Origin of the sequence: Mycobacterium sp. M23085, from assembly GCF_045343915.1 — a bacterium.
Lineage (GTDB): Bacteria > Actinomycetota > Actinomycetes > Mycobacteriales > Mycobacteriaceae > Mycobacterium.
Map to the genome: position 1 here is coordinate 1,861,910 of NZ_CP174280.1, position 13,107 is coordinate 1,875,016.

Annotated in this window: 10 protein-coding genes, 1 tRNA gene and 1 pseudogene; 3 read left to right on the forward strand and 9 right to left on the reverse strand. The window is 64.0% G+C overall.

Going from position 1 to position 13,107, the window contains the following annotated elements:
* Positions 1-30: 30 nt before the first annotated feature.
* From ACIUM1_RS08325 to ACIUM1_RS08340, 4 genes are all read right to left on the reverse strand, one after another.
* Positions 31-1,545, reverse strand: a complete 1,515-nt coding sequence (locus ACIUM1_RS08325; protein ID WP_406816723.1) for a DHA2 family efflux MFS transporter permease subunit — start codon at positions 1,543-1,545, stop codon at positions 31-33.
* Complete coding sequence (locus ACIUM1_RS08330; RefSeq protein ID WP_406816724.1) at positions 1,542-2,480, reverse strand: methionyl-tRNA formyltransferase; 939 nt, start codon at positions 2,478-2,480, stop codon at positions 1,542-1,544. The genes ACIUM1_RS08325 and ACIUM1_RS08330 overlap by 4 nt, the downstream gene beginning before the upstream one ends.
* A gap of 396 nt (positions 2,481-2,876) precedes the next feature.
* Positions 2,877-4,190: an MCE family protein gene (locus ACIUM1_RS08335; RefSeq protein WP_406816725.1), complete on the reverse strand. Its 1,314-nt coding sequence runs from the start codon at positions 4,188-4,190 to the stop codon at positions 2,877-2,879.
* Between the two features lie 260 nt (positions 4,191-4,450).
* Positions 4,451-5,749 carry an MCE family protein gene (locus ACIUM1_RS08340; protein ID WP_406816726.1) on the reverse strand — a complete coding sequence of 433 codons (1,299 nt, stop codon included), beginning with the start codon at positions 5,747-5,749 and terminating at the stop codon, positions 4,451-4,453.
* A 217-nt stretch (positions 5,750-5,966) separates the two neighbouring features.
* Between ACIUM1_RS08340 and ACIUM1_RS08345 the strand changes: the two genes are divergently transcribed.
* Both ACIUM1_RS08345 and ACIUM1_RS08350 read left to right on the forward strand, forming a co-directional pair.
* Positions 5,967-6,503, forward strand: a complete 537-nt coding sequence (locus ACIUM1_RS08345; RefSeq protein WP_406816727.1) for a hypothetical protein — start codon at positions 5,967-5,969, stop codon at positions 6,501-6,503.
* A 20-nt stretch (positions 6,504-6,523) separates the two neighbouring features.
* Positions 6,524-7,011: pseudogene (locus tag ACIUM1_RS08350) on the forward strand (glutathione peroxidase).
* A 69-nt stretch (positions 7,012-7,080) separates the two neighbouring features.
* Here ACIUM1_RS08350 and ACIUM1_RS08355 read toward each other — a convergent pair.
* The 3 genes from ACIUM1_RS08355 to ACIUM1_RS08365 all read right to left on the reverse strand — a co-directional run bounded on the left by ACIUM1_RS08355 (position 7,081) and on the right by ACIUM1_RS08365 (position 10,877).
* The gene (locus ACIUM1_RS08355; RefSeq protein WP_406817594.1) at positions 7,081-9,075 is read right to left on the reverse strand and encodes an erythromycin esterase family protein; all 1,995 of its coding nucleotides are present in this window, start codon (positions 9,073-9,075) and stop codon (positions 7,081-7,083) included.
* A gap of 279 nt (positions 9,076-9,354) precedes the next feature.
* Positions 9,355-10,326: an SDR family oxidoreductase gene (locus tag ACIUM1_RS08360; RefSeq protein WP_406816728.1), complete on the reverse strand. Its 972-nt coding sequence runs from the start codon at positions 10,324-10,326 to the stop codon at positions 9,355-9,357.
* Positions 10,327-10,415: 89 nt separating this feature from the next.
* Complete coding sequence (locus ACIUM1_RS08365; RefSeq protein ID WP_406816729.1) at positions 10,416-10,877, reverse strand: Hsp20/alpha crystallin family protein; 462 nt, start codon at positions 10,875-10,877, stop codon at positions 10,416-10,418.
* Positions 10,878-11,461: 584 nt separating this feature from the next.
* On the opposite strand from ACIUM1_RS08365, the gene ACIUM1_RS08370 reads away from it, so the two are divergent.
* A complete protein-coding gene (locus ACIUM1_RS08370; protein WP_406816730.1) occupies positions 11,462-12,673 on the forward strand; it encodes a hypothetical protein in 1,212 nt (403 codons plus the stop codon).
* Between the two features lie 113 nt (positions 12,674-12,786).
* Here the strand turns inward: ACIUM1_RS08370 and ACIUM1_RS08375 are convergent.
* Positions 12,787-12,863: transfer RNA gene (locus ACIUM1_RS08375), tRNA-Met, on the reverse strand.
* Between the two features lie 79 nt (positions 12,864-12,942).
* Entirely contained in the window at positions 12,943-13,095 is a 153-nt protein-coding gene (locus ACIUM1_RS08380; RefSeq protein ID WP_406816731.1) for a hypothetical protein, read from the reverse strand.
* Positions 13,096-13,107: the final 12 nt, after the last annotated feature.

The following is a 13,107-nucleotide window of genomic DNA, read 5'->3' on the forward strand; positions in this document are numbered from 1 at the left end:
CAACGTTGGCATCGTTGAGCCGACTCGCTGTCACCCGGCTGTCCCCCTCGGCAGAAACGCCGCCGCGACGATCGCGCACACCGCCAGTGCGGTGGCCGCAACGAACACCACGGTGTAGGCGTGCACCAGGTGGGAAGCGGCGTTCGCGATGCCCAATTGGTTCGTCAACAGCACCGTCACCAAGGCGGCTCCGAAGGCGCCGCCCAACTGGTTGTTGACGCTGCGCACCGTTGTGCCACGGGCGATCTGATGGGGCGCCAACGGCAGCACGCACGCGGCCGAAAGTGGCGTGGCGGCACAGCCCACTCCCATCCCGACAAGCATCAGGCCGACCAACAGCGTCGGCGAATACCCTGTCTGCCGGGCGACTCCAATGGTGAAGACGCCCAGGCCTGCCGCCATCAGGGGGAAGGCGATCAGAACAATCTTGCTGGGTCCGTATCTGTCCATGAATGCGCCGGCGAACGGTGTGGTCAACACGATGCCGATCCCCATCGCGATCAGGTGCATTCCCGACTGCATCGGGGTTTGGTGCAGAGCGACCTGGAAATAGCTGGGGACCAGTAGCAAGATTCCTACATACGTGGCAGCGAAGATCAGCAACGTCAAGTTCGCCTGTCTGACCATTCGGTTCTTGAACAATCGCAGGTCGATCAGCGGGGCGTCGGTCCGGCGCCAGGCGTGCAGAACGAAGGCGACGATCAATGCCAGGCCGATGAGTGACGGGACCAACACATGGTGATCGGTCATCGCGCGACGTCCCGGGATGGATGACAGCCCGGCCAGCAAGATCACCATGCCCGGTGACAACAGCAACATGCCCATTACGTCGAGTGTCTCCGACGGCGCAGGACGATCCTTCGGAAACATCAGCGCCACAACCGCGAAGGCGCTGAGCCCGATCGGCAGGTTGATCAAAAATATCCACTTCCAGCCGTAGCTGCCGATCAACCAACCGCCCAGGATCGGCCCACCGACCGGGCCGAGCAGGAACGGAACTGCTCCTATCGCAACCAGGCGGCCGAGCCGCTTGGGACCCGACTCGCGGGTCAGGATCACAAAGCACAGCGGGGTCATGATTCCAGCACCGCAACCCTGCAGGACACGGAAAACGATGAGTAGCAGCACATTCGGAGCCATCGTGCACAGCAGTGACGCGAGGGTGAACACCATGACACCGCCCGCAAAGAGCCGCTTTGTGCCGAATCGGTCTGCCGCCCAACCGGTTACCGGGACCACGGCGGCAAACGCCAGCATGTAGCCGGCCACCGTCCACGAGACGACGGCCTGGGTGGATCCGAATTCCGCGGCGAAGGTCCGTTGAGCGACGGCGACCGCGGTGCCGTCCAGGTGTCCCATCATGCTGGCTAGACCGCATACCGCGCCGATCCAGAGCAGCCTCGCGTCGATCTTGTCCGGGTATTCAAGCGCGCTGTCACTTGATGACCCGAGGGAAACGGTGCGAATCACCGACGCTGAAGTGGCGTCAGATGCGTTGTCCATGGCGTTGCCGAGAAGGCAAGCCTGCGGCGCCTGACTTCTCATGGCTGACTGGTCAGGTAGCCACCACGCCGAAAAAACTTTTCTCCGCTGCACTCGACCCCGTCCGCGGAACGAAGGCGGGTGACCACCAGGCCGCGGTTGCGGCCCCGGTACGCATTGGCTCCGCAGACCACGGCGCCGCCCTCCTCCTGGGCGATCACCCGGCCCGGTGTGCCGCCATAACCGGCGTCGGAGACACGCGCCTCGAGGACCTCGATCCGCTTACCGCGGTAGAAGGTGAAGGCGCGGGGATAGGGATCGGACAGTGCCCGCACAAAGCGCTCGAGTTCCTCGGCCGACCAGTTCCAGTCGATCAAACTGTCGCGCTCCGAGCGTTTGTGGAAATACGTCCGCTCGTTCTTGTCCTGCGGCCGCCAGACCGCGTTGCCGGACTCCAGCGCGTCCAGCGCCTCGGCCAGCACATCCGGTATCAGATCCATGCCTCGCAGCACCAATTCGGTGCCGGTATCGGTGGGGCCGATCGGAACCGAACGCTGGACGAGGATGTCGCCGGTGTCCAGACCGTCATCCATGCGATGCACGGTCAAGCCGAACTCGGACTCGCCGCTGATCAACGCCCACAGCACCGGGGAGAACCCGGTAAAGCGCGGCAACAGCGAGTCGTGAAAGTTCAGCGTTCCGTGCGGCGGAAGGGTATATAGTTCCGCCGGCATCCGGTAGTACCAGCTGTTGACGACGATGACGTCGGGTTCGGCCCGCTTCACCAGGTCGATGGTCTCGGCGTCCACCGTCTCGGTGACATGCAAGGGGATGCCGTGCTCACGTGCGAGGTCTTCCACCGGCGCCGACCAGATCGCCCTATACGATTCCTGGCTGGAGGGGTGGGTGACGGCCAGGACGACTTCGTGGTCCATCTCGGTGAGCGCTTTCAGGGTCTTGTAGCCCCAGGTCTGGAATCCGAAGAACACGATGCGCATGCGCAGAACCCTTCTCAATCGTTACCGACCGACCGCGACTGCGCCCTTGATCGAGGCAACGGCGCCCACCGGGACATGAGCTTACGTTAGCCTAACCTAAGTACTCCACCCGGGGCGTGGACGGGCCGAAGAAGCGCACCCGCGAACGCGGTCCATCGATGATGCCGAAATGCATGATCCAGAGGGTGGTGAAATTCAATCCCGTTGGCAGGCTTATCAAGTCGGGTAGCGTAGTCAGGATCCGCAGTTAGAGTGGAAGGCGCAAGCCGACAGAGTGGTGACTGCGTCGGCGACAGGAAACCACCGCACAGCGGCGTGCCGGCGCAAGCGAATTGTGTCTGTTCCAAGCATTTGCAGCTTTGGTGCCGAGTGGGCGGCGTAGCCCAGCGCGCACCGTTACGGGTTGATGGTGTTGTCGCCGACCTGGCGGCCCCAGACGTACTCGATCGCATACGGCGACCCGGTGTCCAGGTGGTTGTACGGCGCGATGCTGTTGCCGGTGTCCATGATCAGCTCGGGTGCCGGCCACAGGTCGCGGGTGACCTTCTGCCAGCACCCCGGCGCACCGCCGGGCCCGCCGCGCGCGTTCACCCGCGGCAGGTTCTCGGGATAGATGTAGGGGTTGGGCGCGCCACCCACCAGACCGGCGACACCACCCAGGCCCAGCGTCAGCGCGGCAACGGCGGCCAACGACAGGGGGTTGGCGACCAGGCCCAGGCCCGAGGTCACCTCGGTGTCCATGTTCAACGAGTAGCCGTTGAATCCGCCCTCGGCCGCGCCGGTGGCCGGCAGCGCATCGTGCTCGCTGCGCATCAAGCAATAGATTTCCGGGCTGTAGGTGTCCAGCAGCTGCGCGGTGGGCACCAGATCAGTGGCACCGCGCGCCAGATACGGCCCACCCTTGTTGAACAACTCCGCCCCGGTATTGCCGAACCCGGCCGCCGACAACAACGCCTGATCCAAATCCTTCTGCTGGGCGTTGATGGTGCGCGCAGTGATCACCGCATTGTTCAAGAAGTCGAGCAGATCCGGCGAGGCGTTGGCATACGTATCCCCCAGCGCCGCCAACCCCTGAATGTCCTTACGCGCCTGCGGCAGCTGCGGATTCACATCATCCAACAACGCGTTGGCGTTGGTGATCGACTGACCGAACTTCTCCCCCAACCCCGACAACGACTGCGCCGCCGCGCTCAACGTCAAATTCAACTTCACCGGATCAACCTTCTGCGCGATCGAAGTGATCGTCTGAAACAACGTATTGATCTCAGTGGTCACCGAACGGGCATCGATCACCGTGTGCGTCGAAATCTTCTGCGGCGACGGATGAGCCGGCGTCGTCAACGACACATACTTGCCACCAAACACCGTCGTCGCCTTGATATCGGCATTCACATTCGACGGAATCAGCGCCAAATACCGCGGATACACCTCCAAGGCGAACTTCGCCGCCGGCTTACCATCACGCACCGTCTCCGAAATCGACCCCACCCGGCCGATCTCCACCCCGTTATAGGTCACCTTCGAACCCGGATCCATCACCAACCCAGCCCGCGACGCCAACATCGTCAGCTGCGTCTTGGGCGTGAAACCCCCGCGGAACTGGATGTAGACCAGGGTGAAGATCACCGCGAGCACCACCACCACGACGACGGTGATGATCTTGTAGGGCGGCTCGCGCGAGTCGTTGATCTGGACGGGTGAACCTTGCACGGCGTTAGACCGCGAGCCCGGAGATCATCGAGGATGGGCCGGCGGGCAGCCACCGGCACGGTTGGTCATCCAGGTAACCCACGGTTGCCAACCCTGCCCTCATCTCCACCGACGCTGCCCTGTACACGCATGCAATAAGACCAGTGAAATGTACCGCGCCGCAGCGGCACAAACAAAGCACCGGCGGAACCGGTGGGCGCACAACCGGGCGGGCAAGCGAGATGTATTGTCTGGCAAGCAGTTTGCCCGCCGGGCGGGGTCTACGGGTTGATGGTGTTGTCGCCTACCTGGCGGCCCCAGACGTACTCGATCGCATACGGCGATCCGGTGTCCAGGTGGTTGTACGGCGCGAGACTGTTGCCGGAATCCATCACCAACTCCGGTGCGGGCCACAGGTCATGAGTGATCGGCTGCCAGCATCCCGGCGCGCCACCCGGTCCGCCGCGCGCGTTCACCCGCGGCAGGTTCTCCGGATAGATGTAGGGGTTGGGCGCACCGCCCACCAGACCGGCAACACCGCCCAGGCCCAGCGTCAGCGCGGCGACAGCGGCCAGCGACAGCGGGTTGGCCACCAGGCCCAGCCCGGACGTCACCTCGGTGTCCATGTTCAACGAGTAGCCGTTGAATCCGCCCTCCGAGGCACCGGTGATGGGGACGATGTCGTGGTAGTTGTGCAGCGTGCAATAGATTTCCGGGCTGTAGGTGTCCAGCAGCTGCGCGGTGGGCACCAGATCGGCGGCCCCACGCGCCAGATACGGTCCGCCCTTGTTGAACAGCTCCGCACCGGTGTTGCCGAACCCGGCCGCCGACAACAACGCCTGATCCAAATCCTTCTGCTGAGCATTAATGGTGCGCGCCGTGATCACCGCATTGTTCAAAAAATCCAACAGATCCGGCGCCGCGTCGGCATACGTATCCCCCAACGCCGCCAACCCCTGAATGTCCTTGCGCGCCTGCGGCATCTGCGGATTCACATCATCCAACAACGCGTTGGCGTTGGTGATCGACTGACCGAACTTCTCCCCCAACCCCGACAACGACTGCGCCGCCGCGCTCAACGTCAAATTCAACTTCACCGGATCAACCTTCTGCGCGATCGAGGTGATCGTCTGAAACAACGTGTTGATCTCGGTGGTCACCGAACGGGCATCGATCACCGTGTGCGTCGAAATCTTCTGCGGCGACGGATGAGCCGGCGTCGTCAACGACACATACTTGCCACCAAACACCGTCGTCGCCTTGATGTCGGCATTCACATTCGACGGAATCAGCGCCAAATACCGCGGATACACCTCCAAGGCGAACTTCGCCGCCGGCTTACCATCACGCACCGTCTCCGAAATCGACCCCACCCGGCCGATCTCCACCCCGTTATAGGTCACCTTCGAACCCGGATCCATCACCAACCCAGCCCGCGACGCCAACATCGTCAGCTGCGTCTTGGGCGTGAAGTCGCCCCGGAACTGCCCGTAAATCAGTGCCAAAATCAGCGCGCACACAACGAGCACGGCGACGGCAATCCACTTGTACGGCGGGGTCCGCTGCGAGTTGATCTGCACAGGTGAGCCGGAACCTGACTGTGCCGACAAGACCGCCGCCGCCCCTCACGTCCGCGCCGCGGCAACCGCGACCAATCACCCCGGCCGTTGCCAGGGGCTCTTCACCCATGCAATTACGAAGACCAGTGGAATGTACCGTGTCGCCCGCGCACCGGTGATGACGATCCCCCATTTCCGGGCCGGGTCTACCCTCGAGAAGGACAAGGAAAGGGGCGCGATGCTCGCAGCGTTCGGATTCGAATCCCTGGGTGTGGTGGTCGGGGACATGTACTTCATCGACCCCTCCCCGCTCGAAGGTCAGGAAACCCCGGAACGGGGCGTCAGGCTGGAACTGCGCCTCGTCGACCGGGCCGAGCCACAGGGCTCGATCTACGCGGGCGTCCCGATCGCCTTCACCCGCCCGGTGTGGCGGGTGGACCTGTTCGGGTCCACCGAGAGCCCGCCCGGAACGCTGGACCGGGCCCATCACCACCCGCGGTTCAACGGTTGGGAACCCAGTCGCCGGCACTTCGTCCCCGAACTGTCCGCCGACCCGCTGACCTGGTTGACCGAGCAGCTGGCCGACCCGGCCGCCATCCTGGCCCGGGCCGGCGTCGACCCCGATGAGGTCAGCGAAGCCGACACTGCGGGACTCGCCGCGGCGGCCCCGGACATCGTCGCCGCGGTGAAACGGTTGCTCGACGGCGTGCGCAACGGCGAATTGGCCCCGGCCCCCGCCGAGCCGGTTGCCGCCGCCCGCACCGGCTGGCTCTGAAGTGCGTTAGCGTCGTCGGGGTGACCCTGAAAAACATCGCCCTGACCACCCTTGACGGCCGGCCCACGACGCTGGCCGAATTGTCCGACGGCGCAACGCTGGTCGTCAACGTAGCCTCAAATGCGGGCTGACTCCGCAGTACGCGGCGCTGGAGAAGCTGGCCAAGGACTATGGCGAGCGCGGCCTGACCGTCATCGGTGTGCCCTGCAACCAATTCATGGGCCAGGAACCGGGCACGGCCGAGGAGATTCAAGAGTTCTGCTCGAGGACCTACGGGGTGACGTTCCCGCTGCTGGCGAAGACCGACGTCAACGGCGACGGCCGCCACCCGCTGTACGCCGAGCTGACCAAAACCGCCGACGCCGACGGCCAGGCCGGAGACATCCAGTGGAACTTCGAGAAGTTCCTGCTGTCCCCAGGCGGCGAGGTGGTGCAGCGGTTCCGGCCCCGCACCGAACCCGACGCCCCCGAGGTCATCAGCGCCATCGAGGCCGTGCTGCCCCGATAGGCGTGAAACCGGGCCCCGGAGATTCCCGGGGGCCACTTTCGCTGGTACCGATCGATAGCCGCACGGCTTTCAGAGGCCGGTCGGATAAGTCTCTGGTACCTCTCCCGCGATCCACTTGCTTGTGACGTCTAGCGGCTCCAGGGCGCGGGTGGTGTCGATGTGGATCATCGCGTCGAACTGCTCGGACGGCCGGACATGGAAGTAGTGGCTCTGCCGTTCGGCATCCGGCTGGTAGATCACTCCGACCGCACGGGCCAAGCGGACCTCGTCGAGCGGTTCTACGGCTGGTCTGCCCTCGCGGCGCATCGCGACGTAAAACGCGTCGGTCCCCACTTCGTGGAATAGTTCCTCGATGCCGTTGGGCAAGCCCGGCCGAACGGTCTTGCGTTCGGCGATTCCGCCCCATTGGCTGGCCGCGGTGACCGTTCCGGTGTAGGTGCTGAACCCGATGAGACGCGTCTCGCCCCGATACATTTCGCGGGCGAGCATGCCGAGTGTGGTCTGCCCATCCGCGTAAACCTCCGTTGCCCGCGCGTCGCCGACGTGGGAGTTGTGCGCCCACACCACAATTCGCGACGTTTGTTGCGGCGCGACCTCGTCATCGAGATGCGTGAGCAACGTGTCCAACGTGTCCGCCATGTGGACGTCGCGCCGGTTCCACGCGTTAACCCGCCCGGAAAACATGGTGCGGTAGTACGCTTCGGCGTTGCGCACCACCATCGCGTTACGTTCGGCATAAAACTGCTCATCCTCGCCGAGCAACCCGTCGCGGCGCATGTATTCCAACGAGTTGCGCTGCAGCTCGACAAGCTGATCAATCGCTTGCTGCTCGCAGGACTGTCCGGCGCCGAAAGCCGCCGCGAATCCATATGCCTGCCCGTCGTCCTCGGCCGAAACGTGGTCGAAGCACGAATAACGTTGCCGCGCACGGACAGCGGCCGCAGGATCGACGGTGTCCAGATATGCGATGACCTCCCGCATCGATCGGTGCAGGCTGTACAGATCCAAGCCGTAGAAACCGGCCTGGTGCCTGGCACCGACGCGCTGATTGCGCTTTCGCAGCCAGTCGACGAAGTCACGGACGACCGTGTTGCGCCACATCCACGTCGGAAACCGCGCAAACCCGTTCAGTGCCTCGTCGGCGGTCGCATCACCTATACCGCGGACGAAGCGGTTGATGCGATACGCGTCGGGCCAGTCTCCCTCGACGGCGACCGCGCAGAAATCCTTCTCGGCGATAAGCCATTTCGTGATCTCGGCGCGTGCTTGGTAGAACTCGTGCGTGCCGTGGCTGCTCTCGCCGATCAGTACCACGCGGGCGTCGCCGATCAGATCGGCCAGCACCTCGCGGGGCGGGACACCGCCCGGCGCATGAATCGAGATGCGGCGAACCTGATCGGCCGGGGCCTCCGCGGCGATCGCCGCGGCCGGGTTCGTCGGGGTAGCGAGCAGTTGGCGCACCTCCTCGTCGGTGGTTTGGTCGAAGCGCCAATAGGATTCGCCGACTGCCACGAACGGCTGCGGCATGGTGGCGACCACGAAGTCGTCGACCAGGCCGGCGAATTCCCGCCACGTCGATTCGGGTGCCGCAGGTACGGCGATGACGATCTGCGCCGGCTCCTTCTCCCGCAGCGCCTGCACCGCGGCGAGCATAGTGACCCCGGTTGCCAGGCCGTCGTCGACGAGGATCACCGTCTTGCCGGTCACCTCTACCGGCGGGCGACCGCCGCGATACGCCGCATCGCGCCGGATCAGCTCGCGGCCCTCGCGTTTGGCGACCGCGCGAAGTTGGCCAGGGTTGACTCGCAAGGCCCGGACCACGTCGTCGTTGATCACCACCCGACCGCCGAGCACCATTGCCCCCACGGCGAGTTCTTCTTGTCCGGGTGCGCCGAGCTTGCGCACGATGAACGCGTCTAGTGGGGCGCCGAGTGCGGCCGCCACTTCCCACGCCACCGGGATGCCGCCCCGCGCCAGCCCAAGCACGACGACGTCGCTCTTTCCTCGGTACGCGTCGAGCAGATGTGCCAGGGCTCGACCGGCCTCGCGGCGGTCGCGGAACATGCGCGGAGCTGTGGTTGTCGTCGTTTGAGTCAAGGGTCAATCCTTGGGGCTTCGTCTTCTCAGGCAATGATTGGATGGACACGCGACCCGACTGCGATGGTCATCGATGCCCGCGAGAAACTAATTCTCGCATGCTGATACAGCCGGATGAGTGCGCCCGATAAGACGAAGATTCTGCGTCCTGTTCGGCCTGAAAGGACGAGCGGGAGTGATCTGGTCGCCCAGCGTCCTTGCCAGCCAGTGCTTCAGGTGACAGCTTCTGGCGTTGATGGGTCGTCCCTAAGGTGCGGGTACTAGCCCGGTGCGGACCAAGCTTCCAGCCGTGGACAACAACGCTTCGTCGATCGGGCGCGGATTAAATCCCAGTACTGCCTTAGCTTTTCGGTTTATTGGTCTAAGTATTTCACCGAGGACGGGCGACCCGATACCCACTTCGACGCCGGTCCACTCGTGCAGGATGCGGGCGGCATCGCCCATCGTGATCGGGCTTCCGTCACAGCAGGCGATGAAGCGCTCACCGGCCGCCGCGGGGTGAGTCATTGCCCGCACGTGGATATCGGCGATGTCGCGCACATCAGCGACCGGAAAGCTGATGTTCGCCATTTGTGCGGCACCAGCGGTGAGCAGAGTAAATATGGGGATCAGCGAAGCGGAGATATCACCGCCCAACGTGGGCCCGAAGGTGGCCGTCGGATTGACGACACTGAGTTCAGTCTGGCCGCCTTCGTTCTTCATGAAAGCCCATGCCGCGCGTTCGGCGAGCACCTTCGATTTGACGTAGGCCGTGACGTCGCTGCCGTCGATGTCGGTCCAGTCGTCCTCGGTGAACTCGCGTTCCGGCGCACCGTGGCCACGGCAGATGGCGGCGAATGACGATGTGAGAACTACCCGTTTGACGCCCGCATCCCGCGCGGCGCGGAGCACCCGGATGGTGCCGTCGCGGGCCGGCGCGATGACCTCGTCTTCATCGTTGGGTTCGTCCGGTGGGTAGGGCGAGGCGACGTGAAGCACAAAGTCGGTGCCGTCGACCGCCTGGGGCCATCCGTCGTCGGACGTGAGGTCGGCGACGGTGAAAGTTAGTGCGTCCGTGGCATTGGCACCGGCACGCGACACCATGCCCCGCAGGTCGGCTTCGCGTTCGGTCGATCTCAAAGTCGCACGGACCCCGTAACCCGCATTCAACAACGCGACAACGCAATGCGATCCGATGAAGCCGGAACCACCCGTCACCAGAACGTTGGTGTCAGCCATGATTCATACCCTTGGACACGTCGGTACACCGAAATGAATTCCCCTGTCTCAAAGCCGATCTGGAATCGCAAGCGGTCGTGGAATGGGTCTTAACTGCTGTCCGATTCCGACACTTCAATCTTGCTGTGCTTGGTGGCTTGCGCTTTGGGAACCATCACGGTCAACACACCGTATGCAAGAGAGGCCTCGACGTCATCGGCCCTGAGGTCGCCAGGCAGGGTCACGCGATACTCGAAGCTTCCGATGCGACGGGTGCGACGCCGCATCAGACCCTCGCGCTTACGTTCCTTGACTTCGCCAGTCACCACGAGTTCGTTGCCGTCCAACTCCACATCGATGTCTTCACGGCGCACACCGGGCAGCTCGATCTCCACGAGATAGGCAGCCTCAGTCTCTGACACATCAGCGGCGGGCAACCATGCACCGTCTGCGCCCGTGCCACCGACGAGCGACTGCACGAGCCGGTCGAACTCCGAATAGATATCCTCGAACCCACGGAATGGGCGCCACGCCGTCGGGGTAGCGCTGGTACGTCGCACAGGCAGCGTCATTACTCAATCTCCTTACTCGTATCGCTCTGGTTCCAGAGTGCGCTGCTGACACGGATGAGCGCGTCGTACTGTCAAGGCGATTCCGGCTCCGCGATTTCGCACTGGGGGGTCAAATCTTCCTTGCCCCGACCTTCAGCATCCGGGTCATAGATGCCGGATATGCCCGCGACGACGCCGCCCGCGCCAGTATCTTTGCCTACGCACAAAGTTTCAGAGGGGATTCTGGTGATGGACGTGCCACTGCAGGAGACCGGAGATAAAGGACGGCAGACTCTTTGACTGCCGTTGGCACCCGCACGGCCGCAGCCAACAGCGTCCGCGCCCTACGCTTCGCCGTACCGGCGGTAATCGTCGGCGTCTATCTGCAGCAGATATTCGGTGGCATCGACCCGACCGTCCGCTTCTTCGATGATTTCTTCTACTACGCGAAGCCGGCCCTGAACTGGGTCCGCGGCGCCGGTTCCACCTACTTCCCCAATGAGCCGACAAACGGCTACCACCCGCTGTGGTTTCTGTGGGTGGCGCTGCTGTGTTGGATCGCCGGGGCTGGAACGGTCTTCTTCGCGCTCATCGACCTGAGCCTGATGGCGCTGATGGTCGGGTTCTTCGCAGTGTTCGAGCGGTTCCTGCGGAGGGTGACCGGCCAGCCGTTCGCCGCGGTGGTCGGGGCCGGCTGCGCCGCAATACCGTTGGCGCTGATGGCAACGTCTGGCGTCGAGTTGGCGCTGACTGTTTTCGCCGCGGCGATGGTGCTGGACGTTCTCACCCGCAAGCCACTCGCGGAGCAGCGCATGAAAGACGCGGCCGTGGTCGGCCTGCTCGGGGCGTTCCTCGTCTTGTCGCGCCTCGATGCCGTGATGCTGGCGCCGGGTCTGGTGATGGCGGTCGCGCCCCGCTGGGACTGGAAGCGATGGGCGGCAGCGGCGGCCGGCGCCTCGCCCGTCGTCGTCTACCTGGCTTTCAACCGGCTGATCTTCGGCCATATCGGCACTACGTCGATGGCCGCGAAGTCCCTCGGGGTCTACTGGCCGCCGAACTGGCATTTCCTGGCGGTGGAGAAGCCGATCCCGGGGATGGAGATCCTCGCAGTCCTCGCAGCAGCCTTGGTGGTGATCGTGCTGCGCCGCAGCGACAACGCGGACCTGCGGCGGATCGCCGTGGCGCTGGCTGTTGCGCCGCTTCTCCAGCTCGGCGCTCAGGCGTTGTTCAGCGGCTGGATGCTGTTCCCCTGGTATTTCTACTTCATTGTCATGACGCTCGGCCTGGCGGCGGCGCTGGTTGTGGCCCGGTTCGGCACAGTGTCGCGACGTGTGGCGATACCTCTGTCACTAGGCGCCGCGGCGATCACGGCGGCAGGGGTGGTCTACGGCGTCACGCCGGAAAAGCATCAGGTGCAGATCGCAACGATGGCCCGTCAACTGCAGTCCTTCTCGGAAGACCGGCCCGGTGTTTACGCGATGGGTGACGCGGCGGGCGTGCCGGGATGGCTTATTCACCAGCCGATCGTGCAGCTCGAAGGGTTGATGATGTCGCATGACTTCGTGGACCGTGTTCGAAATCGTCAACCGCTGGAACGGGTTTTCCGCGATTACCATGTCGACTACTACGTCGCGGTGTGGTCTGAGGACATCGGCAACGGCTGCCGTCATCTCGTCGAGCCCGCCACACTGCAATCCTCGCCGCGCGCACCGCACATGGAGATGACCACCTGTGCCCGGCCCGTCGAGGTCATTCAATCGGCCATCTACCAGGCGCGCGTTTACCGCGTCGATCGGAACACTGGCGAGGTCATCTGACTGTGCCAGCTTTCGTCCTCGACACGCCACCCAGCTCTCGATCCCTGCCCGGATGCGTGTTCACAAATGCCATCAAAACGGCCCCCGGAGAGGTCTCCGGGGGCCGTTTCACCTGGTAGCGGGGACAGGATTCGAACCTGCGACCTCTGGGTTATGAGCCCAGCGAGCTACCGAGCTGCTCCACCCCGCGTTGGTAAATGCCAGGTTACCGAATCGCTCTTACGGCGACCAAATCGCCCGCTCAGCGGCCTGGGAGGCACGGGTCCGGCTCAGTGCGACGGCGGGTTCAGCCGATACCGCTGCGCGATATCGTCCATCCACTGCGGCGACCCGTAGGTCAGCCCGTACCTGTCGGCGAGCTCGCCGAGCTCGGCCAACTCGTGCAGCGGCTTGCCCGTATCCGTTTCCGGGTGAAACCTCATGCACGGGAGGGC

Excerpts from the sequence above, each read along its gene's own strand:
- ACIUM1_RS08325 (WP_406816723.1), bottom strand. The coding sequence starts at position 1,545 with ATGAGAAGTCAGGCGCCGCAGGCTTGCCTTCTCGGCAACGCCATGGAC.
- ACIUM1_RS08330 (WP_406816724.1), bottom strand. The coding sequence starts at position 2,480 with ATGCGCATCGTGTTCTTCGGATTCCAGACCTGGGGCTACAAGACCCTG.
- ACIUM1_RS08345 (WP_406816727.1), top strand. The coding sequence starts at position 5,967 with ATGCTCGCAGCGTTCGGATTCGAATCCCTGGGTGTGGTGGTCGGGGAC.
- ACIUM1_RS08355 (WP_406817594.1), bottom strand. The coding sequence starts at position 9,075 with ATGTTCCGCGACCGCCGCGAGGCCGGTCGAGCCCTGGCACATCTGCTC.
- ACIUM1_RS08360 (WP_406816728.1), bottom strand. The coding sequence starts at position 10,326 with ATGGCTGACACCAACGTTCTGGTGACGGGTGGTTCCGGCTTCATCGGA.
- ACIUM1_RS08365 (WP_406816729.1), bottom strand. The coding sequence starts at position 10,877 with ATGACGCTGCCTGTGCGACGTACCAGCGCTACCCCGACGGCGTGGCGC.
- ACIUM1_RS08370 (WP_406816730.1), top strand. The coding sequence starts at position 11,462 with ATGGCGCTGATGGTCGGGTTCTTCGCAGTGTTCGAGCGGTTCCTGCGG.
- ACIUM1_RS08380 (WP_406816731.1), bottom strand. The coding sequence starts at position 13,095 with ATGAGGTTTCACCCGGAAACGGATACGGGCAAGCCGCTGCACGAGTTG.